The sequence below is a fragment of the Bradyrhizobium sp. G127 genome (assembly GCF_021502575.1).
Classification (GTDB): Bacteria; Pseudomonadota; Alphaproteobacteria; order Rhizobiales; family Xanthobacteraceae; genus Afipia.
The window spans coordinates 267,512-293,256 of the sequence record NZ_JAKFGN010000002.1 but is presented as its reverse complement, the minus strand read 5'-3'; the positions used below and the strand labels follow the sequence as shown (position 1 = coordinate 293,256).

24 protein-coding genes are annotated in these 25,745 nt (G+C 63.5%); 20 read left to right on the top strand and 4 right to left on the bottom strand.

Annotation, left to right across the window (positions count from 1 at the left end):
- The first annotated feature begins 4 nt into the window (after positions 1–4).
- From LVY71_RS13315 to LVY71_RS13295, 5 genes are all read left to right on the top strand, one after another.
- Positions 5–1,375, top strand: coding sequence for a pyruvate dehydrogenase complex dihydrolipoamide acetyltransferase (locus tag LVY71_RS13315; RefSeq protein ID WP_235100355.1), 1,371 nt, complete (start codon positions 5–7; stop codon positions 1,373–1,375).
- A 55-nt stretch (positions 1,376–1,430) separates the two neighbouring features.
- Positions 1,431–1,826: a hypothetical protein gene (locus tag LVY71_RS13310; RefSeq protein WP_235100354.1), complete on the top strand. Its 396-nt coding sequence runs from the start codon at positions 1,431–1,433 to the stop codon at positions 1,824–1,826.
- Positions 1,823–2,599 (top strand): hypothetical protein, encoded by a 777-nt coding sequence (locus LVY71_RS13305; protein ID WP_502797579.1) that lies wholly within the window; start codon positions 1,823–1,825, stop codon positions 2,597–2,599. The genes LVY71_RS13310 and LVY71_RS13305 overlap by 4 nt, the downstream gene beginning before the upstream one ends.
- A gap of 27 nt (positions 2,600–2,626) precedes the next feature.
- Positions 2,627–4,045, top strand: a complete 1,419-nt coding sequence (lpdA, locus tag LVY71_RS13300) for a dihydrolipoyl dehydrogenase (RefSeq protein WP_235100353.1) — start codon at positions 2,627–2,629, stop codon at positions 4,043–4,045.
- Positions 4,046–4,145: 100 nt separating this feature from the next.
- Positions 4,146–4,418 (top strand): GlsB/YeaQ/YmgE family stress response membrane protein, encoded by a 273-nt coding sequence (locus tag LVY71_RS13295; RefSeq protein ID WP_235100352.1) that lies wholly within the window; start codon positions 4,146–4,148, stop codon positions 4,416–4,418.
- A 39-nt stretch (positions 4,419–4,457) separates the two neighbouring features.
- Here LVY71_RS13295 and LVY71_RS13290 read toward each other — a convergent pair whose 3' ends face one another.
- Positions 4,458–4,847, bottom strand: a complete 390-nt coding sequence (locus tag LVY71_RS13290) for an ester cyclase (RefSeq protein WP_235100351.1) — start codon at positions 4,845–4,847, stop codon at positions 4,458–4,460.
- A gap of 331 nt (positions 4,848–5,178) precedes the next feature.
- On the opposite strand from LVY71_RS13290, the gene ilvD reads away from it, so the two are divergent.
- Both ilvD and LVY71_RS13280 read left to right on the top strand, forming a co-directional pair.
- Positions 5,179–6,903 (top strand): dihydroxy-acid dehydratase, encoded by a 1,725-nt coding sequence (gene ilvD / locus LVY71_RS13285; RefSeq protein WP_235100350.1) that lies wholly within the window; start codon positions 5,179–5,181, stop codon positions 6,901–6,903.
- Positions 6,890–7,717, top strand: a complete 828-nt coding sequence (locus tag LVY71_RS13280) for a tetratricopeptide repeat protein (RefSeq protein ID WP_235100349.1) — start codon at positions 6,890–6,892, stop codon at positions 7,715–7,717. The genes ilvD and LVY71_RS13280 overlap by 14 nt, the downstream gene beginning before the upstream one ends.
- A gap of 129 nt (positions 7,718–7,846) precedes the next feature.
- Here LVY71_RS13280 and xth read toward each other — a convergent pair whose 3' ends face one another.
- On the bottom strand, positions 7,847–8,632 hold the full coding sequence (xth, locus tag LVY71_RS13275; protein ID WP_235100348.1) for an exodeoxyribonuclease III: 786 nt from the start codon (positions 8,630–8,632) through the stop codon (positions 7,847–7,849).
- Positions 8,633–8,802: 170 nt separating this feature from the next.
- On the opposite strand from xth, the gene LVY71_RS13270 reads away from it, so the two are divergent.
- The 3 genes from LVY71_RS13270 to LVY71_RS13260 all read left to right on the top strand — a co-directional run bounded on the left by LVY71_RS13270 (position 8,803) and on the right by LVY71_RS13260 (position 14,112).
- Positions 8,803–9,942 carry an efflux RND transporter periplasmic adaptor subunit gene (locus LVY71_RS13270; protein WP_235100347.1) on the top strand — a complete coding sequence of 380 codons (1,140 nt, stop codon included), beginning with the start codon at positions 8,803–8,805 and terminating at the stop codon, positions 9,940–9,942.
- 167 nt (positions 9,943–10,109) lie between these two features.
- Positions 10,110–13,238: an efflux RND transporter permease subunit gene (locus LVY71_RS13265; RefSeq protein WP_235100346.1), complete on the top strand. Its 3,129-nt coding sequence runs from the start codon at positions 10,110–10,112 to the stop codon at positions 13,236–13,238.
- Positions 13,239–13,254: 16 nt separating this feature from the next.
- Positions 13,255–14,112 (top strand): amidohydrolase family protein, encoded by an 858-nt coding sequence (locus LVY71_RS13260; RefSeq protein WP_235100345.1) that lies wholly within the window; start codon positions 13,255–13,257, stop codon positions 14,110–14,112.
- A gap of 148 nt (positions 14,113–14,260) precedes the next feature.
- On the opposite strand, the gene erpA is transcribed toward LVY71_RS13260, so the two are convergent.
- Complete coding sequence (gene erpA / locus LVY71_RS13255; protein WP_235100344.1) at positions 14,261–14,611, bottom strand: iron-sulfur cluster insertion protein ErpA; 351 nt, start codon at positions 14,609–14,611, stop codon at positions 14,261–14,263.
- A 110-nt stretch (positions 14,612–14,721) separates the two neighbouring features.
- Between erpA and LVY71_RS13250 the strand changes: the two genes are divergently transcribed.
- The 3 genes from LVY71_RS13250 (at position 14,722) to LVY71_RS13240 (ending at position 19,379) form a co-directional block, all read left to right on the top strand.
- Positions 14,722–15,930, top strand: coding sequence for a deoxyguanosinetriphosphate triphosphohydrolase (locus LVY71_RS13250; protein WP_235100343.1), 1,209 nt, complete (start codon positions 14,722–14,724; stop codon positions 15,928–15,930).
- Between the two features lie 47 nt (positions 15,931–15,977).
- Positions 15,978–17,771 (top strand): arginine--tRNA ligase, encoded by a 1,794-nt coding sequence (gene argS / locus LVY71_RS13245; RefSeq protein ID WP_235100342.1) that lies wholly within the window; start codon positions 15,978–15,980, stop codon positions 17,769–17,771.
- Positions 17,772–17,876: 105 nt separating this feature from the next.
- The gene (locus LVY71_RS13240) at positions 17,877–19,379 is read left to right on the top strand and encodes an SPOR domain-containing protein (RefSeq protein ID WP_235100341.1); all 1,503 of its coding nucleotides are present in this window, start codon (positions 17,877–17,879) and stop codon (positions 19,377–19,379) included.
- A gap of 71 nt (positions 19,380–19,450) precedes the next feature.
- Here the strand turns inward: LVY71_RS13240 and LVY71_RS13235 are convergent, their stop codons facing one another.
- Complete coding sequence (locus tag LVY71_RS13235) at positions 19,451–20,014, bottom strand: TetR/AcrR family transcriptional regulator (RefSeq protein WP_235100340.1); 564 nt, start codon at positions 20,012–20,014, stop codon at positions 19,451–19,453.
- 119 nt (positions 20,015–20,133) lie between these two features.
- On the opposite strand from LVY71_RS13235, the gene LVY71_RS13230 reads away from it, so the two are divergent.
- From LVY71_RS13230 to tatC, 7 genes are all read left to right on the top strand, one after another.
- Positions 20,134–20,790 (top strand): glutathione S-transferase, encoded by a 657-nt coding sequence (locus LVY71_RS13230; RefSeq protein ID WP_235101492.1) that lies wholly within the window; start codon positions 20,134–20,136, stop codon positions 20,788–20,790.
- Positions 20,791–20,918: 128 nt separating this feature from the next.
- Positions 20,919–21,947: a beta-N-acetylhexosaminidase gene (nagZ, locus tag LVY71_RS13225; RefSeq protein ID WP_235100339.1), complete on the top strand. Its 1,029-nt coding sequence runs from the start codon at positions 20,919–20,921 to the stop codon at positions 21,945–21,947.
- Positions 21,944–22,783 carry a segregation and condensation protein A gene (locus tag LVY71_RS13220; RefSeq protein ID WP_235100338.1) on the top strand — a complete coding sequence of 280 codons (840 nt, stop codon included), beginning with the start codon at positions 21,944–21,946 and terminating at the stop codon, positions 22,781–22,783. The genes nagZ and LVY71_RS13220 overlap by 4 nt, the downstream gene beginning before the upstream one ends.
- Before the next feature lie 38 nt (positions 22,784–22,821).
- The gene (gene scpB, locus LVY71_RS13215; RefSeq protein ID WP_235100337.1) at positions 22,822–23,604 is read left to right on the top strand and encodes an SMC-Scp complex subunit ScpB; all 783 of its coding nucleotides are present in this window, start codon (positions 22,822–22,824) and stop codon (positions 23,602–23,604) included.
- A gap of 298 nt (positions 23,605–23,902) precedes the next feature.
- Entirely contained in the window at positions 23,903–24,139 is a 237-nt protein-coding gene (locus LVY71_RS13210; protein ID WP_235100336.1) for a twin-arginine translocase TatA/TatE family subunit, read from the top strand.
- Between the two features lie 59 nt (positions 24,140–24,198).
- On the top strand, positions 24,199–24,627 hold the full coding sequence (gene tatB, locus LVY71_RS13205; RefSeq protein WP_235100335.1) for a Sec-independent protein translocase protein TatB: 429 nt from the start codon (positions 24,199–24,201) through the stop codon (positions 24,625–24,627).
- Entirely contained in the window at positions 24,624–25,451 is an 828-nt protein-coding gene (gene tatC / locus LVY71_RS13200; protein WP_235100334.1) for a twin-arginine translocase subunit TatC, read from the top strand. The genes tatB and tatC overlap by 4 nt, the downstream gene beginning before the upstream one ends.
- The last annotated feature ends 294 nt before the right edge of the window (positions 25,452–25,745 follow it).

The window sequence follows — 25,745 nt, the reverse complement described above, 5'->3', positions numbered from 1 at the left end:
GTTCATGCCGATCAACATTCTGATGCCTGCGCTGTCTCCCACGATGGAGAAGGGCAACCTTTCGAAGTGGCTCAAGAAGGAAGGCGACAAGGTCAAGTCCGGCGACGTCATCGCCGAGATCGAGACCGACAAGGCCACGATGGAAGTCGAGGCCGTCGACGAAGGCACCATCGCGAAAATCCTCGTGCCGGAAGGCACGCAGGATGTTCCGGTCAACAACATTATCGCGGTGCTCGCGAGTGACGGCGAGGACGTGAAGGCTGCGGGAGCGGGGGCCGCATCGGCGCCTGCCGCGAAATCCGACGCGCCCAAAGCTGAAGCACCAAAGGCCGCAGCGCCTGCCGCAACTTCCGCGCCGGCATCGGCCGCGCCAGCGGCCAAAGCACCGGCTGCTCCGCAGGCAGCTCCACCTCAGGCTGCACCCGCCGCCAGCAACGGCGCGCGCGTGTTCTCGTCGCCGCTGGCTCGACGCCTCGCCAAAGAAGCGGGTATCGATCTGTCGCGCGTCAATGGCTCCGGTCCGCACGGCCGCGTGGTCGCGCGCGATATCGATCAGGCCAAATCCGGTCAGGGTCTCAAGCCTGCTGCTGCGGGCGCGCCCGCGGCCGGCACCGGCGCGGTCGGTGCACCGGCGATGTCCGACCAGCAGATTCTGGCGCTGTACGAGGAGGGCGGCTACGAAAGCGTGCCGCACGATTCCATGCGGCGGACCATCGCGCAGCGCCTCACCGCCGCGACCAGTTCGATGCCGACCTTCTACCTCACGGTGGATTGCGATCTCGGCAAGTTGAATGCGGCGCGCGAGGAGATCAACGCTGCGGCGGGCAAGGACAAGGACGGCAAGCCGCTCTACAAGCTCTCGGTCAACGACTTTGTCATCAAGGCGATGGCGCTGGCGCTGCAGAAAATCCCCGACGCCAACGTGTCGTGGACCGAGGCCGCCATGCTCAAACACAGGCATTCGGATATCGGCGTTGCGGTGGCATTGCCGTTCGGACTCATCACGCCGATCATCCGGCAGGCCGAGCTCAAGACGCTGTCGGCGATCTCCAGCGAGATGAAGGATCTTGCCGCGCGGGCAAAGGCCAAAAAGCTCAAGCCGAACGAATACCAGGGCGGCACGTCTTCGGTGTCGAACCTCGGCATGTACGGCATCAAGGATTTCACCGCGGTGATCAACCCGCCGCAGTCGTCGATCCTTGCAGTCGGCACCGGCGAGGAGCGCGCGGTGGTCCGCAACGGCCAGATCGTGGCCGCGTCCATGATGAGCGTGACGCTGTCCTGCGATCACCGCGCCATCGACGGCGCGCTCGGCGCGGAGCTGATCACGGCGTTCAAGAAGCTGATCGAAAATCCCGTGATGATGGTGGTGTAACGCCGGCGCGGGGGCTTCGATGAAACTCTTCGGCGTCGTCCTTCTGGCGGGTTTGTTGTCGCTGATCGTCGGCGTTGGCGTCACCATCGGACTCAATGCGATTGCACCGTGTTTCAGCGACAAGGCCGGATGTGGCCTGGCCGAGGCCTACCGTTTCTTCTTCGTGCCGGGCTTTGTGTTATTGGCAATGATCGCGTTCGGAATTTCGGCGGCAGGAAAGGGCCGGGAGCGGCCGCTCTGGCTGACGCTGATGACGCTCGCTCTGGTGCCGGTGTTTCTGGTCCTGTTCGCCGTCGGCTCGGATGTGTTGTCGGGTCGCGCGACGACGATCGGGGACCTGTCGGATTCATTGCTGGCCGCGCTTGCATTCTGGTCGGTCATTTTTGTGCAATGGCGTCTGATCTGTGATTTTCTGCGCCGTCGTGAAGCCGCATGGCAGGCATCCATATGACGACGCGTGTCAAAGCATTTTGGCCTTCGATCAAGATGCTGGCGGTTGCGGCAGCGCTTGCCGTTACGACCGGTGCTACGGCATCGGCGCAGATCAAGCCGAACATCACCGCGCTCAAGGATGTGCCGCGCAACGCTCTCTTTGTCGGCAACAGTTATTTTTACTACAATAACAGCCTGCACAATCACGTGCTCAATCTGCTGCGCAGCGCCGATCCAGCCAATACCTATGCGGCGACGTCTGCGACCATCAGCGGCGCTCCGCTGAGTCTGCACAATGTTGACGCCCTTCTCTCGTCGCACAAGCGCAAAGAATTCAACGCCGTGGTCATGGCCGATTGCAGTTGGTGTTCGGTCGATCCGAAGCGCAAGCCCACCTTCGCGGAGACGGTCGCGAAGGATGTCGCCGTCGTCCGCAAGCATGGCGCTCAGCCGGCGCTGTTCATGACGTGGGCTTACGCCGACAGGCCCGACCTGACGGACAAGCTGGCGGACGCGTATACGAGAGCGGGCAACGATAACAGCGCGCTTGTGATCCCGGCGGGTCTGGCATTCGCGCGCGCACGCGCGCAACGGCCCGATCTCTCTCTCAATGTGCCGGACAAAAGTCACCCGACTCTGGCGGGAACATATCTCGCCGCCTGCATAGTATTGGCTTCGGTCTATCGGCGCTCGCCGGTCGGCAACAGCTATCACGCCGATCTCGACGACAAGACCGCTGCATTTCTACAGGATGTCGCGCTGGCAACAGTGCAGGACTATTACGGACAATAGTGCGCCACCCGGCGAATGGAGTTCTCTATGGCTGATACATCTTTCGACGTCGTCGTGATCGGTTCGGGCCCCGGCGGCTATGTGACGGCCATCCGCGCCGCGCAGCTCGGCTTCAAGACCGCCATTGTCGAGAAGTCGTATCTCGGCGGCATCTGCAACAACTGGGGCTGCATACCGACCAAGGCGCTGCTGCGCTCCGCGGAAATCTACCATTACATGCAGCATGCCAAGGATTACGGCCTGTCCGCCGATAACGTCTCGTTCGATCCGAAGGCGGTGATCGCGCGCTCGCGCGCCGTGGTGAAGCGCCTCAACGGGGGCGTCGAATTCCTGATGAAGAAAAACAAGATCAGCATCATCTGGGGCAAGGCGACGCTCGACGGCGGCGGCAAGTTCACGGTGACGAAATCGGAAGTCGAAGCGCCGAAGGGATCGCTGGGCGAGGGCGCCTATACCGCCAAGCACATCATCGTCGCCAGCGGCGCGCGTCCACGCGTGCTGCCGGGCCTCGAGCCCGACAAGAAACTGGTCTGGACCTACTTCGAGGCGATGAATCCCGACAAGTTTCCGAAGTCGCTGCTGGTGGTGGGCTCTGGCGCGATCGGCATCGAGTTCGCCTCGTTCTACAAAACGATGGGCGCGGACGTGACGGTGGTCGAAGTGCTGCCGCAGATTCTTCCCGTGGAGGATGCCGAGATCGCAGCCTTCGCGCGCAAGCAATTTGAGAAGCAGGGCATCAAGGTGCTCGCCAATACCAAGGTGACCAAGCTCGACAAGAAGGCCGACAGCGTGGTCGCTACCATCGACGACGGCAAGAAGCCGGTGACGGCGGAATTCGACCGCGTCATCTCGGCGGTCGGCGTGGTCGGCAACATCGAGAACATCGGGCTGGAAAAGCTCGGTGTGAAGACCGATCGCGGCTGCATCGTGATCGACGGCTACGGCAAGACCAACGTGCCGGGCATCTACGCCATCGGCGACGTCGCCGGTCCGCCGATGCTGGCGCACAAGGCCGAGCACGAGGGCGTCGTCTGCGTCGAGGCCATCAAGGGCCTGCATCCGCATCCGATGGACAAGCTGCTGATCCCGGGATGCACCTATTGTCATCCTCAAATTGCTTCTGTCGGTCTCACCGAAGCCAGGGCAAAGGAAGCGGGCAAGGACGTCCGCGTCGGCCGCTTCCCGTTCGTCGGTAACGGCAAGGCGATCGCGCAGGGTGAAGATCAGGGCATGGTCAAGGTGGTGTTCGACAAGAAGACCGGGCAATTGCTCGGCGCGCACATGGTCGGCGCGGAAGTCACCGAACTGATCCAGGGCTTCGTGGTGGCGATGAATCTGGAAACCACGGAAGAAGAACTGTTCCACACCGTCTTCCCGCATCCGACCATTTCGGAAACGATGAAGGAAGCGGTGCTCGACGCCTACGGGCGCGTGCTGAACATGTGAGAGACGTTCAGGTTCGCCGGGCTTTCGTCGTGTCACGGAAGTAAGCTAGGGTGAGACGTTCGCCGGACGACTCGGTTGAACATTAAAGTTGGGGGGAACGATGGACGCACAGGCCTTCTTCAGCCAGCCGGGAGTGGGCTTCTTCACCATGCTCCTGATCGGCGCCATCGCCGGATGGATCGCCGAGCGGGTGACCTCGTCCGACCACGGCATCTTCACCAATATTCTGGTCGGCATCGCCGGATCGTTCGTCGGCGCCAAGCTCGCCGAAATCGCGCAGGTGCCGGTGTTCGGCTTCTGGCGCACGCTGATTTCTGCCGCGGTCGGCGCGGTCCTGTTGCTGTTTGCCTGGCGTATGATCCGCGGACGATAGACGCGGGACCTCTGCCGAGGGCGCCAGACGGGAAGGCCGTTACCCAAGCTGGGATTCGATGGCGGCCTTGTCGATAACCGACCAGACGTCGGCGATCCGTCCATCGCGAAATTCGTAGAAGACGTTTTCGGAAAACGACACGCGCTTGCCGTTAACGGGCAGGCCGAACAGGCTGGCTTTCGGCGTGCAGTCGAATATCAGACGGCTCGCCACACGCGGCGGCTCGGTCACCAGCACATCAATGTTGAAAGCGAGGTCCGGGATGTCGCGGAAATTCTCTTCCAGCATCTCGCGATAGCCGGACAGGCCAACACGCTTGCCGTTGTAGCGCACGTCCTCGTCGACGAATTGCCCGAGCTTCGGCCAGTCCTGCGCATTCAGGCAGGCGATGTAGTTTCGATAGATGTCGGAGAGGTGGGCCGTGGTCATGCGGTGGCGCCGTTTCCTTCAAGGCGGTGTGGCAAGCGGTATAAATGCCGCCCCAATGTAAGTCCCGAGCGGCCTGCTGGTTCTGATCCGGCCCTCGAAGGGCGGACGATCATCGTTGCCGCAGCGCAACGAATGTTGCGCCCCTACAACACTTCGTGAACATTTAACCGTCGCCGCAGCAAGCACTTGCGCGCGCCGCTATTTAGCCACACGCCTCCATGAGATCATTGCTCCGTAGGCTAAACGCCACAGTGTTCGCGAAGGTATTGGAAAATCCTGCTTTTTAAGGACTTTCCGGACGTCACGGCAGGCTGTTGGCCAAAGGGACACGATGGACGCGAAGAGCAACATCAAGGCGAGGCTTCCCAGCCGTCATGTGACGGAAGGTCCCGCGCGCGCTCCGCATCGGTCCTACCTCTATGCCATGGGCCTGACCACCGAGCAGATCCACCAGCCGTTCGTCGGCGTGGCGTCCTGCTGGAATGAAGCGGCTCCCTGCAATATTTCCCTGATGCGCCAGGCCCAGGCCGCCAAGAAGGGCGTCGCTGCCGCCAGCGGCACCCCCCGCGAGTTCTGCACCATCACCGTCACCGACGGCATCGCCATGGGCCACGAGGGCATGCGCTCGTCGCTTCCGTCCCGCGAGACCATCGCGGATTCGGTGGAATTGACCGTCCGCGGCCATGCCTATGACGCCCTGATCGGGCTCGCCGGCTGCGACAAGTCCTTGCCGGGCATGATGATGGCCATGCTGCGCCTCAACGTGCCGTCGATCTTCATCTATGGCGGGTCGATCCTGCCCGGCAATTTCCGCGGCCAGCAGGTCACGGTTCAGGACATGTTCGAGGCGGTCGGCAAGCACTCGGTGGGCGAGATGTCCGACGAGGATCTCGACGAAATCGAGCGGGTGGCGTGTCCTTCGGCAGGCGCCTGCGGTGCCCAGTTTACCGCCAACACCATGGCGACCGTGTCCGAGGCTATCGGCCTTGCGCTGCCGTATTCGGCCGGGGCGCCTGCGCCTTACGAAATCCGCGACGCCTTCTGCATGGCGGCCGGCGAGAAGATCATGGAATTGATCGCGCTGAACATTCGTCCGCGCGACATTGTCACCCGCAAGTCGCTGGAAAACGCCGCCGCCGTGGTTGCGGCCTCCGGCGGCTCCACCAATGCTGCGCTGCATCTTCCCGCAATGGCGCATGAATGCGGTATCGACTTCGATCTTTTCGATGTCGCCGAAATCTTCAAAAAGACACCGTATATCGCGGATTTGAAGCCGGGCGGTCGTTATGTCGCCAAAGATATGTTCGAAGCAGGTGGCATACCGCTTCTGATGAAGACGCTGCTGGACAACGGTTACTTGCACGGCGACTGCATGACAGTCACCGGCCGCACGATCGCCGAAAATCTGAAAGGCGTGAAGTGGAATCCTCATCAGGACGTGGTGCGTTCGGCCGATAACCCGATCACCGTCACCGGTGGCGTCGTCGGCATGAAGGGCAATCTCGCGCCGGACGGCGCGATCGTGAAAGTCGCTGGAATGTCGGTGCTGAAGTTCACGGGACCCGCGCGCTGCTTCGATAGCGAGGAAGCCGCGTTCGAGTGCGTGAACCGAAAGACCTACAAGGAAGGCGACGTCATCGTGATCCGCTACGAGGGCCCCCGGGGCGGTCCCGGCATGCGCGAAATGCTCCAGACCACGGCGGCTCTCACCGGGCAGGGCATGGGCGGCAAGGTCGCGCTCATTACCGACGGACGTTTCTCGGGAGCCACCCGTGGCTTCTGCGTCGGCCATGTCGGACCGGAGGCCGCGGTCGGCGGCCCGATCGGACTGATCCGCGACGGCGACATCATCGAACTCGACGCGGTCGACAACACCCTCAATGTCCGGCTGACGGATGCCGAACTGGCCGAGCGCCGCAAGGCCTGGAAGCCGCGCGAAACGTCGGTCGGCTCCGGCGTGCTCTGGAAATATGCCCAGCAGGTCGGACCAGCCGTAAAGGGGGCCGTGACCCATCCCGGCGGGGCCGGTGAGAAAGTGTGTTATGCGGACATCTGAACGCATCGGCATGGCTGCTGTCCTGACCGTCGCGATGTTCGCGGTGGCGCCGGCCTTTGCCTTTGAAGGCACATCGCCGGGCAGCAAGGAAGCCGCGCTCCCGGTGGCCGTCGCGCCGAGCGGCGTCGCTGTTCTGAAGAAGCCGGTTCCCCCGGCCGATATTCCGCAGGCGGCTCCGTCGCTGACGGCCCTGCAATATGCCGCCGAGGGCGGTCATCCGGTGGCGCAGTGGAAGCTCGGGCGGATGTACGCCAAGGGCGACGGCGTCGCGCAGGACGACCTGCGCGCCTATGACTATTTCAGCAAGATCGCCAATGCCCACGCCGAGGACAGCCCGTCGGCTCCGCAGGCGACCATCGTCGCCAACGCCTTCGTGGCGCTCGGCCGCTATTATGCCTCCGGCATCCCGAACACCCGCGTGAAGGCCGACCCGGAGCGGGCGCGGGAGATGTTCTCTTACGCCGCGTCGTATTTCGGCAATGCCGAGGCGCAGTACAATCTCGCGCGGATGTATCTCGACGGCGTCGGCATGCAGCGTGATGTGAAGTACGGGGTTCGCTGGCTCGCCCTTTCGGCCCAGAAGGGCCAGCATCAGGCGCAGGCGCTGCTCGGCCAGATGCTGTTCAACGGCGACCGCCTGCCGCGGCAGTCGGCGCGCGGCCTGATGTGGCTGACGCTGGCGCAGGACAGCGCCACGGCGGACGAAACCTGGATCAAGGACAGCTACAAGACCGCGATGGCCAAAGCGTCCGAGGACGACCGCGCGATGGCCTTGCAGATGCTGGAACGCTGGGTTCAGGGCCGGCGGGACTGACGGTCGCGTGCACTTTCCTCGTCATTGCGAGGAGCGCTTGCGACGAAGCAATCCAGCTTAATCTTCTTTCTGGCTGCTCATTCATGGATTGCCTTGCTGCGCTCGCAATGACGGGCAGGGGCACTGCGTTCAATCCAGATCCAGATCGATCCACACCGGCACGTGGTCTGATGCCTTCTCCCAACCGCGCACATGCTTGTCGATGCCGGCGTCGCGCAGCCGGTCGCTCGCCTGCGGTGACAGCAGGAGGTGGTCGATCCGGATGCCGTTGTTCTTCGGCCAGGCACCGGCCTGATAATCCCAGAACGTGTATTGCCCCGGCTGGTCGGACACCGCGCGGATCGCGTCGGTCAGGCCGAGGTTGAGCAGGGCGCGGAAGTGCTCGCGGGTCGTCGGCAGGAACAGGGCGTCGCCCGCCCAGGCTGCCGGATTATGAACATCGGCTGCGGTCGGGATGACGTTGAAATCACCCGCCAGCACCAGCGGCTGTTCGTGCTTCAGATTCTCTCTTGAGTAATCAAGAAGCCGCTTCATCCAGTTGATTTTATATTGATATTTATCTGTTTCCGGAGGGTTTCCGTTGGGCAGATAGAGGCAGGCGATCCGCAGCGGATGCTTGCCGTGCATCAGAAAGCCTTCGAGAAAACGGGCGTGGAGATCGGTGTCGTCGCCTTTCAGGCCGGGCCGGGTTTCTTCGAACGGAACGCGGGAGAGCAGGGCGACGCCGTTGAACGTCTTCTGTCCGTGGGTGACGACCTGATAGCCCAGCGCCTCGATCGGCTCGCGCGGGAAGGCCTCGTCCTGGCACTTGATCTCCTGAAGGCAGACCACGTCCGGCGCGCGCTCTTTCAGCCAGACCAGCAGGTGTTCGAGCCGCTGGCGGACAGAGTTAACGTTCCAGGTGGCGATCCGCATGGCCGATTCCGTTAGTTACAAAAGGGAATTTCAAAGAATTTCATGGATATGGCGTACCACGACAATCACGGCTGTGATAAGCCGGTTGCAAATAACGCTGGAAAACCAGCGCAAAAGGGGGCGGGAACAACAATGGCTGCCGGTTTGGCGGCCTGCGCCTGCGAGACGATATGGCATCAGGATTTTTGAAAAGACGCGGCCTGCTCATTCTGGGAGTCTGCGCGGTCGCGATTGCGGCCTATGCCACCCGCGGAATGTGGAGCGGTAGCGGGACGACGGCTCAGGTTGCGCCGCGGCCCCAGGCTGTTTCCGTTGAAGTTGCGAAGGCTGAAAAGAAGCCCGTTCCGGTCGACGTCGATTCCATCGGCGCGGTCACGCCGATCTCGAGCGTGGCGCTGAAATCCCGTCTCGAGACCACCATCGTCGCGGTCCACTTCGAGGACGGCGCCCGCGTCAAGGAAGGCGATCCGCTGTTCACGCTGGATTCGCGCCAGATCGACGCGCAGATCGCGCAGGCCGAAGGCAATCTCGCGCGGTCCAAATCGCAGCTGGTCGCCGCCGAGCGCGATGTGCGGCGTTTCAACGAATTGATCGGCAAGGGTGCCACGACCCAGGTCAGTGTTGATAACGCGAAGACCGCGGTGGACACCGCGACCGCGACGATCCAGGCGGATCAGGCGATCCTCGACAATCTGAAGGTTCAGAAGAGTTACACGAATATCACCGCGCCGATCAGCGGACGCATCAGCGCCGCCACGGTCAAGGTCGGGAATTTCGTCCGTCCGGCCGATACGTCGCCGCTCGCGACCATCAACCAGATGGCGCCGGTCTATGTGACGTTCGCGATTCCGCAGCGCGTGCTGAGCGATCTGCGCGACGCGATGAAAACCGGACAGTCCTCGGTGACGGCGACGATCCCCGGCAACGGCAAATCGGAAACCGGCACCATTGCCATGGTCGAAAACACCGTCGATGCCACCACGGGCATGGTGACGGTGCGCGGCATCATGGGCAACGAAAGCGAACTCCTGTGGCCGGGCATTCTGGTCAACACCCGGCTCACGGTCCGGACCGAAGAGGCGGTGATCGTGCCGTCGGTCGGCGTCCAGCGCAGCCAGACCGGGAACTTCGTGTTCGTGGTCAGAGACGGCAAGGCGCAGGTCCAGCCCGTTACCATCAGCCGCACGTTCCAGGGCTTTTCGGTAGTCGACAGCGGTCTGCAGGGCGGGGAAGATATCGTCGTCGATGGTCAGCTGCTGCTGTCGAATGGCACCGCGGTCGAGCCGCGCAGCCGCAAGGCCGGAGCGTAAACCCGGTGATCCGATTCTAATATTCGCCTCTCTTTTCGGCAGGCATTCTTACGAATGTTAGAATCAACGGATCACAAGCAAATATAAGTTTCGAGTGTCCTTCCGATCCGCCGTTCGCTGCGGAAGGCGCTGCAAGGTAGGGCGAACGGCGGATTCGGAACACTCGCATGAACCTGTCGGAGCTTTGTATCCGCAGACCGGTGATGACGACGTTGATGACAGCGTCGATCATTGCATTCGGCGTGTTCGGCTTCCGGCTGCTGCCGGTCTCGGCGCTGCCCAAAGTGGACTTCCCGACCATTCAGGTCACCGCGACCCTGCCGGGCGCAAGCGCCGACACCATGGCGGCCTCCGTCGCGGGTCCGATCGAGCGCCAGCTCTCGACCGTCGCGGGCATTTCCTCGATGTCGTCGAGCTCCTCGCAGGGCACGACCTCGATTACCATTCAGTTCGACCTCAACCGCAGCATCGATGGCGCAGCGCTCGATGTGCAGACCGCGTTGACCATCGCGCAGCGGCGCCTGCCGGTCGAGATGCTGATCCCGCCGAGCTTCCGCAAGGTGAACCCTGCGGATTTCCCCGTCCTGTTCGTGTCGCTCAGTTCGGAGACACTGCCGCTGTCGACGGTCAACGAATACGGCGACATCACCATCGGACAGACGCTGTCGCAGATTCCGGGCGTGGCGCAGGTCCTGATCTACGGCACCCAGAAATTCGCCATCCGCGTGCAGGCCGATCCCGAAGCCGCCGCGGCGCGCGGACTGTCGCTGGAAGACATCCGCGCGGCGGTGTCGCGCGCCAACTCGTCGACGCCGGTCGGCACGCTCAACGGGCCGAAGCAGGATATCGCGCTGCAGGCCTCCGGCCAGCTCAACAAGGCGATCGATTACCGTCAGGTGGTGGTGGCGTGGCGCAACGGCTCGCCCGTCAAGCTCGACGAGGTCGCCCGCATTTACGACAGCGTCGAGAACGACAAGATCGCGACCTGGTTCAACGGCACGCGCTCCATCGTTCTGGCGATCCAGAAACAGCCCGACGCCAATACGGTGGCGGTGGTCGATGCGGTCCGCGCCAAGCTGCCGTCGCTGCGGGCGCAGATCCCGCCGTCGATCACCATGGACGTCACCCTCGACCGTTCGGTCTCGGTGCGCGAATCCGTGGCCGACGTGGAAGAGACCCTGCTGATCGCGGTCGGTCTCGTGATCGTGGTGATCTTCCTGTTCCTGCGCTCGGCCTCGGCGACCTTCATTCCGGCGCTGGCGGTTCCGATTTCGGTGCTGGGCACCTGCGCCGTGATGTACGTGCTGGACTACTCGATCAACAACATGACGCTGCTGGCGCTGACGCTTTCGGTCGGCTTCGTGGTCGACGACGCCATCGTCATGCTCGAAAACATCATGCGCCACATCGAGGAGGGCATGAAGCCCTATGAGGCGGCGCTGAAAGGCGCGCGCGAAATCGGCTTCACCATTCTGTCGATCACCTTCTCGCTGATCGCGGTGTTCATCCCGGTGCTGCTGATGGGCGGCATCGTCGGCCGCGTGTTCCGCGAATTCGCTGTAACCATTTCGGTCGCGATCATCGTGTCCGGCTTCGTCTCGCTGACGCTGACTCCGATGCTGTGCGCCCGCGTGCTGAAGGCGCACGATCCGCATCACCGGCCGAATTTCGTTCTGCGCTGGTTCGAATCCGGGTTCAGTTCCTCGCTGCGCGCCTACGAATGGGCGCTCGACCGCGTGCTGGCCTACAAATCCATTATGCTGATGGTGACGTTCGCGACGCTCGGCGCAACGATCTGGCTGTATATGATTGTGCCGAAGGGCTTCTTCCCGCAAGAAGACACCGGCTTTCTCAGCGGCACCACGGAGGCGGCGACCGATACCTCGTTCGAGGCGATGGGCGCGCGGCAGAAGATCCTCGCGGACATCCTGCGCGCCGATCCCGCGGTCGAGTTCGTCAACAGCACGGTCGGCTCCGGCGGCCCCAATCCGACTGCGAACTACGGGCGGCTGTTCATCGGCCTGAAGCCCAAGAACGAACGCGATTCCGCACCGGTGGTGATGGGACGGCTGCGGCAGAAGGCGCTGCAGGTGCCCGGCCTGCAGGCGTTCTTCCAGGGCATCCAGAACCTCAACATCGGTGGGCGGCCGTCGAAGAGCCAATACCAGTACACGTTGCAGAGCGGCGACACGGAATCGCTGTATCGCGTCGCGCCGGAAATGCGCGAGAAGATCGCGAAAGTGCCGGGGCTGCAGGACGTAACCACGGACCTCTACATCAAGAACCCGCAGCTCACCGTCGAGATCGATCGCGAGAAGGCCGCCGTCTATGGCGTGACCGCCGACCAGATCCGCAACCAGCTCTTCAACGCTTATGGCGCGCGGCAGGTGGGCACGATCTACATGCCCTCGAACGACTACCAGATCATTCTGGAAGTGCAGCCCAAGTTCCGCGTCGATCCGACCGACCTGTCCAAGCTCTACGTCAAGACCGCGAACAACCAGACGATCCCGCTCGAGGCCGTGGCCAAGATGGTGCCGACGGTCGGACCGCTGCAGATCAATCACCAGGGCCAGCAGCCGGCGGTAACGATCTCGTTCAACCTCGCGCCGGGCACGTCGCTCGGCTATGCGGTCGACCAGATCACCCGGATCGAGCAGGAGTCGAATCTGCCGGCGACCATCGCCACCGGATTCTCCGGCACGGCGCAGGTGTTCCAGGACTCGCTGCGCGGGCAGGGCGTGCTGATCCTCGCCGCCGTATTCGCCGCGTTCGTCATCCTCGGCATTCTCTACGAGAGCTTCATCCATCCGATCACGATCATCTCGGGCCTGCCGTCGGCCGGCATCGGCGCGATCCTGACCCTGATGCTGTTCAAGATGGAGCTGTCGGTGATTGCCATGATCGGCATCGTCATGCTGGTCGGCATCGTCAAGAAGAACGCCATCATGATGGTCGACTTCGCCATCGAACGCCGCGCTGTGGGGCTGAGCGCCGAACACGCCATCCGCGAAGCGGCGCTGCTGCGTTTCCGCCCGATCATGATGACGACGTTTGCTGCGATCTTCGGCACGCTGCCGATCGCATTGGGTGCGGGCGCAGGCGCCGAGTTGCGCCAGCCGCTCGGCGTATCGGTGGTCGGCGGCCTCTTGGTGTCGCAACTCTTGACGCTGTTCATCACGCCGGTGATCTACATTTATCTCGACCGCATTGACCGCCGCCTGAAGCGCCGTCTCGATCCGACCCTGCAGGATACGCCGGACGTCGAGCCGCCGCGCGTCGCCGCGGCGGAGTAGAGCTTCGGTGCCCATCATGATTGCGAGAGTATTGGCGCGCGCCGCAGCGGCCGCTGCCGTCGTTCTGCTGGCTGCCGCGCCGCTGCGCGCGGCCGAGGAGCCGATCGAAATCTTCGATGCACATCTGCACTACAACTGGGAGCCGAAACCGTTCTACGATGTCGATCAGGTGCTCGCGCTGTTCAAGAAACATCGCGTCACCGGCATCCTCGCGACCAGCCGACCCAACGACGGCACGCACGCGCTGATGGATGCGACCAGGGGCGGCAAGGCCGCCGGGCTGTGGGTGGTGCCGTTTCTGCGGCCCTATCGGGTGCGGCCCGACATCCAGACCTGGTTCAACGATCCGACGATCTTCGATCTCATTCAGGATGAGTACAAGCGCGGCTACTATCGCGGCCTCGGCGAATTCCATCTGTCGGGAAAAGCCGCCGACACCGAATGGGTGAAGAAGGCGGTCAATTTCGCAGTCGCCCACGATCTCTACCTGCATGCCCATGCGGACGATGAGGCTGTGGAGATTCTGATGCGCCACAATCCGCGCGCGCGGATCATCTGGGCGCATACCGGATTTGGTCTTTCATCGGCGCGCGTGGCGGCGATGCTCGCGACCTATCCGCAATTGTGGGGTGAACTGTCCTATCGCAGCGGCATCACGGCGAACAGCGGCCAACTGACGCCGGAATGGCGCGGGCTGTTCGAAAAATATCCGGACCGCTTCCTGCTCGGATCGGACACCTGGATCAGCGAGCGCTGGGCGAGCTACGGCGCGATCATGGCTGAGTATCGCGGCTGGCTGAAGCAGCTGCCGCCGGATGTCGCCAAGCAGATCGCCCACGGCAACGCGCGGCGGCTGTTTGCGGAAAAGAATTAGCCACGCCCGTTGCCGTCATCCTGAGGTGCGCGCACTTTCTTGCGCGCCTCGAAGGATGGGCTGCAAGTGCTAAACTTTCATCCTTCGAGTCTCGCCGAAGGCGGCTCGCACCTCAGGATGACGGCGCGTTTCGTGGTGAAAAGCAGGTTCAGATCGAAAAGCTCGTGCCACAGCCGCAGGACGCGGTGGCGTTCGGATTGACCACGCGGAACGACGCGCCGATCAGGTCATCGACGAAATCGACTTCCGATCCGGCGAGGAACGGTACGGAGGCGGAGTCCACCAGCACCACGGCGCTGTCGCGCTCGATCACAAGATCGTCGTCGGTCTTGCCTCGTTCGACGTCGAACTTGTACTGGAACCCGGAGCAGCCGCCGCCCTCGACGCTGATGCGCAGCATCGCGCCGTCGCCTTCCGACTTGAGGATGGCGCCGATTCGCTGCGCAGCCCGCTCCGAGATTGTGACATTGGCGGCTGGGGCGAGGTCAGTTGCGGTCATAAAAGCCTCTCCGGACGTCCGGGGTGTTTGCAAGGGTGTTTGAATGTCCTTGAAGGACATAGTTAAGTCGGTACAGGCCAGAATCAAACACCGAAAGAAAAATAATTCGCATGTCCGTTGGAATGGCTGCTCCCCGCGTCGCCTATGGCTGCGATCCCGGCCAAAGCCGGGGCCGGCGCTTCAATGAGCCGCCGAGCCTGCGGCGCAGTGCCTTCCGGCGCGACTGCGACCGGGTGATCCATTCCACGGCATTCCGCCGCCTGAAGCACAAAACCCAGGTTTTCGTGTTCCACGAGGGCGATCATTACCGCACCCGTCTGACCCATACGCTCGAAGTGGCCCAGATCGCCCGCGCGCTGGCGCGGCAATTGGGCCTCGACGAGGACCTCACCGAAACGCTGGCGCTGGCCCACGATCTTGGCCACCCGCCGTTCGGTCATGCCGGGGAGCGGGCGCTGGACGAATGCCTGAAGGATCACGGCGGTTTCGACCACAATGCGCAGAGCCTGCGTGTGGTGACGCTGCTGGAGCGGCGCTATCCGGCCTTCGACGGCCTTAACCTCACGTGGGAAGCGCTGGAAGGCATCGTCAAGCACAACGGCCCGATGATCGATCGCAACGGCGAGGCGGTCGGACGCTACCGCGAACATGGCGTTCCGGTCGGCATCTCCGACTATGTCGCGTTTCACGATCTCGAACTATGGAGCCACGCCTCGCTGGAGGCGCAGGTGGCCGCCGTCGCCGACGACATCGCCTATGACGCCCACGACATCGACGACGGCTTGCGGGCGGGGCTGTTCTCCGTCGACGATCTCGGCGCTATTCCGCTGATCGCGGACATCAACGCCGTCGTCATCGCGCGCTATCCGGTGCTCGACGAAGCGCGGCGCGGCGCCGAACTGGTGCGCGAACTGATTTCCTATTTGATCGAGGACGTGTTTTCCGAGACGCTCAGGCGGCTCTCGGCGGTCAAGCCGAACAGCGCCGCCGATGTCCGCAATCATGGCGGCACCATCGTCGGCTTCTCCACCGAGGCGGAAATCACCGAAGCTGCGATCAAGCGTTTCCTGAAAGCGCGGATGTATCGCCACGAGCGGGTCATGCATGTGATGCGCGACGCCGAACGCGTGGTGCGCGATCTGTTCGGCCGCTACCAGGCTGCGCCCGCGGACCTGCCGGCCGAATGGCTGCCGGACGAGGGCGAGCACGACGAGGCGGGCCGGGCCCGCCGGATCGGCGATTTCATCGCCGGAATGACCGACAGATACGCCATCATCGAGCACCGGCGGCTTTTTGACTCGACCCCGGATTTGCGTTAGGCGGCGGCCTCACACGGCCATTTCTCCGCGTTGTACAGGACCCTCCGATGACGTCGCCCAGCCAGTCCCGGCATCTCTTCGCAGACGTGCTTTCGCGCGTTCATGCGGTCTGCGCGGCGCTGGCGGCCGACGGCGTGTTGCCTTCGGGTATTGATCTCACGCGCATCGTGGTCGAACCGCCGCGCGACCCGACCCACGGCGACATGGCGACCAACGCGGCGATGGTTCTGGCCAAGGACGCCAGGGCGAAGCCGCGCGAACTGGCGGACAAAATCGCCGACAAGCTGCGCGCCGATCCGGTGGTCGAGAAGGTCGCTGTCGCCGGTCCCGGCTTCATCAATCTGACGCTGAAGACCTCCGCATGGTTCGGCGCGCTGCGTTCGGTGCTGGAGCAGGGCAACGGCTATGGCCGAAGCACTGCGGGCGCGGGCGAGAAGGTCAATGTCGAATACGTCTCCGCCAACCCGACGGGGCCGATGCATGTCGGCCATTGCCGTGGCGCGGTGTTCGGCGACGCGTTGGCGAGCCTGCTGTCGTTCGCTGGCTTCGACGTCACCAAGGAATACTACATCAATGACGCTGGTGCGCAGGTCGATGTGCTCGCGCGCTCCGCGTTCCTGCGCTATCGCGAGGCGCTGGGCGAAAACGTCGGCGAGATTCCGGAAGGGCTTTATCCCGGCGATTATCTGAATCCGGTCGGCGAGGCGCTCGCGCGCGAACACGGCGACAAGCTGCTGAAGCAGCCGGAATCCGAATGGCTTCCGGTCGTGCGCGCCAAGGCCATCGCCATGATGATGGATATGATCAAGGGCGATCTCGCCGCGCTCAACATCCGGCACGACGTGTTCTTCTCCGAGCGCTCGCTCAACGAAAACGGCAATGACCGCGTCGGCGCGACCATCGCGGAGCTGCGCGCCAAGGGCGACGTCTATGAAGGCCGCCTGCCGCCGCCGAAAGGCGCTCCGGTGGAAGACTATGAAGACCGCGAGCAGACCCTGTTCCGCGCCACGGCTTTCGGTGACGACGTCGATCGCCCGCTGAAAAAGTCGGACGGCTCCTATACCTACTTCGCGTCCGACATCGCCTATCACAAGACCAAGGTCGATCGCGGCTTCCTCAACATGGTCGACGTGTGGGGTGCGGACCACGGCGGCTATATCAAGCGCGTGCAGGCGGCGATCAAGGCGGTCACGGCTAACAAGGCCACGCTCGACGTCAAGATCGTGCAACTCGTGAAGTTGCTGCGCAACGGCGAGCCGGTGAAGATGTCGAAGCGCTCCGGCGACTTCGTCACGCTGCGCGAGGTGGTCGACGAGGTCGGCTCGGATGCCGTGCGCTTCATGATGCTGTTCCGCAAGAACGACGCGGTGTTGGACTTCGATCTCGCCAAGGTGATCGAGCAGTCGAAGGACAACGCGGTGTTCTACGTGCAGTACGGCCACGCGCGCGGCCATTCGATCTTCAAGAATGCGCGTGAGACGGTGCCAAAATTGCCGGAGGAGGAGGCTGCGCGCGTCGCGTTCCTGCGCGATGCGAAGATCGAACGGCTTTCCGATCCGGTTGAGCTGAGCCTGATCCGGCAGATCGCGATCTTCCCCCGGATCGTGGAGGCAGCGGCGGTCGCCCATGAGCCGCACCGAATCGCTTTTTATCTCTATGATCTCGCCAGCGAGTTTCACGCCCTCTGGACCAAGGGCCGCGATATGCCTCATTTACGCTTCATTATCCAGAATGATGCAGAAGTAACAATCGCGCGACTGGCCTTGGTGCAAGGCGTCGTCTCGGTTCTGGCTTCAGGCCTCGCCGTTCTCGGCGTCCATGCTCCAGACGAGATGCGATAATGGGGGATATGACCGCCGCGGGGAACGGGTGGCGGCAGTGTGAACAGCGGCCGCTTCGTTTGAATGACGGGCGGGCAGCTTTCCCGAAGGGGATGCAACATCGCAATGGCGGACCGATATCGCGACAGACCGTTTCCGGCGGATGACGACTACGGCCGGGATCACTCACGCATGGCTCCACAGCCTCAGGGCGAGAGCGATCCGCTGGCAGAACTGGCGCGCCTGATCGGGCAGGCCGATCCGCTGTCCAGTTTCGGTCGCGAGACCCAGACCCATCCGGCTCGTCATGTTCAGCGCGATCAGGTGCAGCACGATCACTACGCCGAGCCGGAGGCTTATGCGCCGGACTCCTACGCGCCCGAGCCTTATGCCGACGAACCGGAGGAGCCGCCTGCCAGCCGCCCGTCCTGGATTCAGAATTTGACCGCGGGGCGGCAGTCCCGCGAGCCGTCCTATCGCGAGGACGATCATTTCGATCCGCGATATGTTGGCGGCGCCCAGCAGCCGGTTCACGGCCATCACGATCCGCAATTCGATCATACCGGTTACGATCCGCTGCCGCAGGAGCGCGCACGCGGCCAGCAGACGCCAAGCGATCGCTACGACGATGTGCTTTACGGCCGCACCGATCACGATGCCGGTCACGGTTATGCGCAAGAAGCGGCCTACGACGAGAGCTATGACCGGCCGCCTTACGATGACGGTTTCGACCAGCAGGAACAGAAGCCGCGCCGCGGCGGGACCATGACCGTTGTGGTCGTGCTGCTGCTGGCGGTTGTCGGTACCGGCGCCGCCTTCGCTTACCGCACGTTCATGGGTTCTCCGCGCAGCGGCGAGCCACCGGTCATCAAGGCCGATACCAGTCCGAACAAGGTCATTCCGCCGGGGGCCGGCGACGGCTCGGGCAAGCAGATTACCGATCGGGTCGGCGACAAGACCGCCGAGCGCGTGGTGTCGCGCGAGGAGCAGCCGGTCGACGTCAACGCCAAGACCGGCCCGCGCGTGGTGTTTCCGCCGCTGACCCAGAATGCCAATCCGCCGACGGTCGCCAGTGCTTCCACGGCCACCCGGCCGACCGGGGCAGGCGTCGGCAACGGCACGCTGAACGGCGAGGAGCCGCGCAAGATCCGCACCCTCAGCATCCGGCCGGATCAGGCGGCGGACGCCTCGGCGACTGCTGCGCCGGCGCCAGCTCCGCGTGCTCCGTCTCCGGTTCAGCGCACGGCTGCCGCTCCGGCCAGCACTGCATCCACAGGAGCGCCGTCAGCCAATGGGCCGGTATCGCTGTCGCCACAGGCGGCTCCGGCCGAAGCGCGCCCGAAGGTCGCCGCGGTTAATCCATCGATCGGAACCGGCGGGAGCGGTGCTTACGTGCAGGTCTCGTCGCAGAAGTCCGAAGCCGACGCGCGGGCGTCGTTCCGGGCGCTGCAGGGCAAGTACGCGGGCATTCTCGGCTCTCGGACGGCCTCGATCCACAAGGCCGACATCGCCGGCAAGGGCACCTTCTACCGCGCCATGGTTGGTCCGTTCGGGACAGGCGATGAAGCCGTGCAGTTTTGCACCAGCCTGAAATCCGCCGGCGGCCAGTGCGTGGTCCAGAGGAACTAGTATCGCGGAGATTTTGACGGGTTGAGCGGCGGCCAGCTTTGCGGCGCGCCGGATATCGAAGATCGCAAAACTTACGCCGGCAGAAGCCCGGCCACGCGATAGCTGTCGATCAATGCGTCGTAGACCGAAATATCCGAGCGGCTCCTCGCAATCAGTTGAGCGCCTGCGATGGCGGCAAAGATCGCGCGCGCCCTCTGTTCGCTTTCGTTGGCACCGACCACGCCCGCCGCGGACAACACCTTGCCTAGCCACGCCACATTGACATCGGCGAAGGTCTGGACCTCCTTTTGCACCGCTTCCGGCAGGTCGTCATGTTCGGCGGCCATGAAGCTGCAAAGGCACATGCGGTTGTTGTTCTCGAGCGCCCAGCGAAATGTATCGGGATATTGGCGCAGGCAACGCACCGGATCGGCGGTCTCCGCCAGCATTGTCTCGAGATAGGCCGCAGAGTCCTGCCAATAGCGCTTGGCTACCGCCGCAGCGAGATCGGCCTTGCCCGGGAAGTGGTGGTAGACGCTCGCGGCCTTGATGCCGACTTCGTCCGCGAGATCGCGAAAGTTCAGGCCGGCGTAGCCGTGTGCCTGCGCGGCCCGCTTGGCGGCCGCCAGGATGGCTTCCTTGGAGTTTGAACTCATTTTCCCTGCCTCACCGACCCGTGACCTACCAAGTGGCAGATAGGCGTTGACCGTCCAAATCATAGCCCTTACCCTCCAATCTACCAAGTGGCAGGTAGACAAAAGGTAAAGCAGCGATGATGAAGATTCACGATTGGCGCACTGGCCCTTATCCCGCGCGGGTCCGTATCGCTCTGGCCGAGAAAGACCTGCAGTCACGAGTCCGGTTCGTGTCGGTCGATCTCCGGAAAGGCGAGCACAAGACGCCCGAATTTCTCGCCAAGAATTACTCAGGCACGCTGCCGGTGCTCGAACTCGAAGACGGCACCTTCATTGCCGAGTGCACGGCCATTACCGAATACCTCGACGCGCTTGTCGGTGCTCCTGTGCTCACCGGCAGGACAGCTCGCGAAAAGGGCCTGATCCACATGATGAGCAAGCGCGCCGAACTGGAGCTGCTCGACGCGATCAGTGTTTATTTCCACCACGCCACACCGGGACTTGGACCGGACGTCGAGATTTATCAGAACGCCGAGTGGGGTTTTCGCCAGCGCGACAAAGCCCTTCGGGGCATGCACTACTTCAATGATATTCTCAAAAGGCAGCCGTTCGTCGCCGGTGAAGTCTTCTCCATGGCCGACATAACGGTCATCGGCGGTTTGATCTTTGCCGGGCTCGTGGAGTTGCCGGTGCCTGCGAACTGCGAGGCCCTCCAGGCCTGGTACGCAAGGATGCAGGAGCGTCCCAGCGTCAAGAACCGGGTGACGATGTCAGAACCGGCCAAGGCATCCATTTGAAATCGTCGTCCGTGGCCGCCAAATCATTGAGACGACTGCATTTGCGGCTGTGGATGACGCCCGCATTGCCTCCGGAATCTCCCGGCTTTCCTTGACCGTGCGGGCAGGTGCGGGCTAATCGCCGACCTATGGCCGCGCGCGCATTCATCACGGGTGTTTCCGGGACTGCTCTGACCGAGGACGAGCGGGCGTTTCTGCGCGACCGGCAGCCTTGGGGCTTTATCCTTTTCAAGCGCAACGTTGAGACCCCGGACCAAGTGGTTCGGCTGGTTCATGATTTGCGCGCGGCGGTCGGACGCCCCGACGCCCCGGTGCTGATCGACCAGGAGGGCGGCCGGGTGCAGCGCTTGCAGCCGCCGCAGTGGCCGGCGTACCCTCCCGGCGCGATCTTCAGCGCGCTTTACGACATCGATCGCGAGGCCGGGCTGGAAGCCGCCCGCCTGACCGCACGGCTGATTGCCGCCGATCTGGCCGATCTCGGGATCACGGTGGACTGCCTGCCGCTGGCGGATGTCCCGGTGCCGGGTGCGGATGCCGTGATCGGCGACCGGGCCTACGGCACCGCGCCGGACAAGGTGGCGGCGATTGCCCGGGCGGTGACCATCGGGCTGGAGCAGGGCGGCGTCCTGCCGGTCCTGAAACACATTCCCGGCCATGGAAGGGCCACAGCGGACAGCCATTTTCGGCTGCCGACGGTGGATGTTCCGGAGACGGAACTCGCCGGAACCGATTTTGCGGCCTTCAAGCCCCTGGCCGATCTGCCGATGGCGATGACGGCACATGTTGTGTTTAGCGCTCTCGACCCCGCCCAACCGGCGACGACATCTGCGACAATCATTGCTCAGGTGATTCGCGGAACGATTGGATTCCAAGGCTTGCTGATGAGTGATGACGTTTCCATGAATGCCCTGCAGGGATCGATTGCGGAGCGGACCCGCGCCAGTCTGGCGGCGGGCTGCGACGTGGTCCTGCATTGCAACGGCAAGCTCGACGAGATGACGCAGGTCGCCGATGAGACGCCGCTGCTTGCGGGCAAGGCATTGGCCCGCGCCGATCGCGCACTGGCGTCGCGCAAGGCGCCGCAGCCGTTCGATCGCGTGGCGGGGCGTGCCGAGCTGGACCGGCTGATCGGCCGCGCCGGAGGCCTGACCTCATGAGCGCGGAAATCCTGTCATTCGAAACCGGCTTGCCGGCAGCTGAACTTGCTGAAGACGAACCGTCGCTCGTTGTCGATGTCGAAGGCTACGAAGGCCCGCTCGATCTGCTGCTGGCGCTCGCGCGTCAGCAGAAGGTGGACCTGCACAAGATTTCCATTCTGGCGCTGGCCGACCAGTATCTCGTGTTCATCGAAGCGGCGCGGAAGCTGCGCCTCGAGCTCGCCGCCGACTATCTCGTCATGGCGGCGTGGCTTGCCTATCTCAAGTCGCGCCTGCTGCTGCCTGAGCCTCCCGAGGCGGAAGGCCCGAGCGCGGAAGATCTTGCGACCGCTCTCGCCAATCGGCTGCGCCGCCTCGAGCAGATACGCGAAGCCTCGAACCGGCTGATGACGCGGCCGCAGCTGCGGCGCGACATCTTCCCGCGCGGTCAGCCGGAATCCATTGCAACGGTCAAGCACGCCCGCTGGACCGCGACGCTGTACGATCTGTTGTCGGCTTACGCGACGCAGCGCCAGCAGCGCGTGCTGGCAACGGTGCATCTGGCCAAGCGCACGGTGTGGTCGCTGTCGGAAGCGCGCGCCTCGCTGGAGCGGCTGGTGGGGGCTGCGGATTCCGAGGACTGGGCGAGCCTCGACGAGCACCTGATGCGCTACGTGGTCGATCCCACGCAGAAGGCAACCGTGTTCGCATCGAGCTTTGCCGCGGCGCTTGAACTGGTGCGCGAAGGCACGCTCGATCTGCACCAGAAAGAAGCGTTCGCCCCTTTGTATTTCCGTAAACATGTGGCCCACGTGCCTCCCGACGCTCAGGCAGCGCCGGGAATGCAAGCTGATTAGTTGAAGCCGGCGAGTAAGTGGAAGAAGGAGACAAGGCCATGGCAAGTCCGGCAAGAACGAACGCGGTGGCGAAACATATCGCTCCGGTCGAGCAGGACTCCGTGCAGGAGCCTTCACAGGAATCAGCGCACGAGTCCGTGCAGGACTCCTCCGGCGATGCCGTCGCGCGGCCCGAGGAACTCCGCCTGCTCGAAGCGCTGCTGTTCGCATCGACCGAGCCGCTGGACGAGGCGTCGCTGGCCAAGCGCATGCCGGAAGGCGTGGACGTCAAGGTCGCGCTGGCGCAGTTGCAGGCCGACTATGCCATGCGCGGCGTCAATCTGGTCCGCGTCGCCAGCAAGTGGACCTTCCGCACCGCGGGCGATCTGGCGTGGCTGATGACCCGCGAGAGCACCGAGACCCGCCGCCTGTCGCGCGCCGCCATCGAGATGCTTGCGATCATCGCCTATCACCAGCCGGTGACGCGCGCCGAGATCGAGGAAATCCGCGGCGTGGTCACGTCCAAGGGAACCCTCGACGTGCTGCTGGAGACCGGCTGGATACGTCCGCGCGGACGGCGCAAGACGCCGGGCCGGCCGCTGACCTTCGGCACCACCGAAGCGTTCCTGTCGCAGTTCAGTCTGGAAGCCCTCGGCGATCTGCCGGGTCTGGACGAACTGAAGGGGGCCGGCCTGCTCGATACCCGCCTGCCGTCCGGCTTCAATGTTCCGTCGCCATCCGACGACCCGGCGCTGCGCGAGGACGAGGAGCCGCTCGATCCCGGCGATCTCGAACTGGCGCTGGCGCCCGCCGTGGAGCCGGAAAAGGGCGACGAAGGCTGAGTTTCCGCGTCCGGTCCTTGCCCCGGACGCGGCGCATCACGAAGTGGTGCGCTGCTGATCCGGGGCCGTTGCGGATGCGGTCTGTGCGGCGGTCCCGGTTCTGCGAAGCAAGGTTGCACGTTGCATCGCGCCCGGGACACGAAACGGACGGACGGGCGGCCCACATTAACGCTCGCGTCAATGCGTTAATCTGCGCAGCCGCGGGCAGGGCTTAAGTCCTTGTTTTTGACACCTCTGCGGCCTACTTTCCGGTCAGATTTGGCCGGATATGTCGGTCGCGTGTTTGGAGGACGGCAGTATGGGTTCGTTTAGTATCTGGCACTGGATCGTCGTGATCGGCGTTGTCCTGCTGCTGTTCGGCCGCGGCAAGATTTCGGACCTGATGGGCGACGTCGCGCAGGGCATCAAGGCCTTCAAGAAGGGCATGGCCGACGACGAGGTGAAGCCCGCCGACAAAGCCGATCCGGTCAAGACCATCGACAGCGCGCCGTCGGCCACGTCGTCGCGCACGGATGTCGGCAGCAAGGTGGTCTGACGTTCCGGCGTTGAAGTCCTGAGTGGATACGGGGCGTGGCCCCGTAAGCGGAATTTTCCATGTTCGACATCGGGTGGAGTGAACTGGTCGTCATCGGCGTCGTTGCGCTGATCGCCATCGGCCCGAAGGAGCTTCCCGGTGTGCTGCGCATGGTCGGGCAGTGGATCGGCAAGGCGCGTCGCATGGCCTCGGAATTCCAGGGCCAGTTCAACGAGGCGATGCGCGAAGCGGAAATGGCCGACATCAAGAAGACCTTCGACGACGCATCCGCCGCCGCGAAGGATCTGTCGCCGACCAATCTTCTGACCTCGATCGAGAAATACGGCGACGACGCATTGAAGACCGATCCGCCGGTGACGCCGACCACACCCGAACCGCCGACCCCGGCGACATTCGTGGAAGCGGAGGCACACGCGCCCGCGCCGCAGATTCCCGAGCCTGCCCCGGAAACGTCCGCGCCACACATTTCGGACGCCAAAGCGTCATGAGCGCCGAAGACATCGAAGCCACCAAGGCCCCCTTGATGGATCACCTGATCGAGCTGCGCTCGCGGCTGATCAAGGCGCTGCTGGCGTTCGCGCTCGCTTTCATCTTCTGCTTCTTCTTCGCCAAGCAGATCTACAACGTGTTGGTCTGGCCGTTCGTCTGGGTCGCGGGTCCGGAGAATTCCAAGTTCATCTACACCGCGCTGCTCGAATATTTTCTCACGCAGCTGAAGCTCGCGATGTTCGGCGCGGGTTTCATCTCGTTCCCGGTGATCGCGGCGCAGATCTACATGTTCGTCGCGCCCGGCCTCTACAAGCACGAGCGCGGCGCGTTCCTGCCGTACCTGATCGCGACGCCGATCTTCTTCGCGCTGGGTTCATTGCTGGTCTATTTCCTCGTGCTGCCGATGCTGATCCGCTTCTCGCTCGGCATGCAGCAGGTCGGCGGCGCCGAGACCGCGCAGATCGCGCTGTTGCCGAAGGTCGGCGAATATCTCTCGCTGATGATGTCGCTGATCTTCGCCTTCGGCATCGCGTTCCAGTTGCCGGTGATTCTGACGCTGCTGGGACGGATCGGCATTCTCACCTCGAAGCAGTTGCGCGAGAAGCGGCGCTATTTCATCGTGGTGGCGTTCATCATCGCCGCGGTGCTGACGCCGCCGGACGTCATCAGCCAGGCCTCGCTCGCGATCCCGCTGCTGATCCTCTACGAAGGCTCGATCATCGCGGTCAGCATTGTGGAAAGGAAGGCCGCCAAGGCTGCGGCCGGCACCACGCCGCCCGCCGATGCGCCCCCGACGCCTCCCGCCACGACGCCTGCGGAGTAGGGGCTCCGTTTCCTCCTGATCTCTGGAACGTGTCCCGGATGCAGCGCAGTGCGCCGCCTTGCGGCGTGGTGCGCTGCTGATCCGGGACCGTTACGTATGCCGTGTTTGAGGCGGTCCCGGCTCTGCGGAGCAGCGTGAAAAACGCTGCACCGCGTCCGGGACACAGCTCTCGCAGAGCAGGGCTGTCACGCCATTTGCGCGTATTCGCGTATCATTCGGCGCAAATCTCTCGATTCGTCATGCCCGGGCTTGACCCGGGCATCCACGCCTTGTTTTAACGCGCTCAACCGAAAG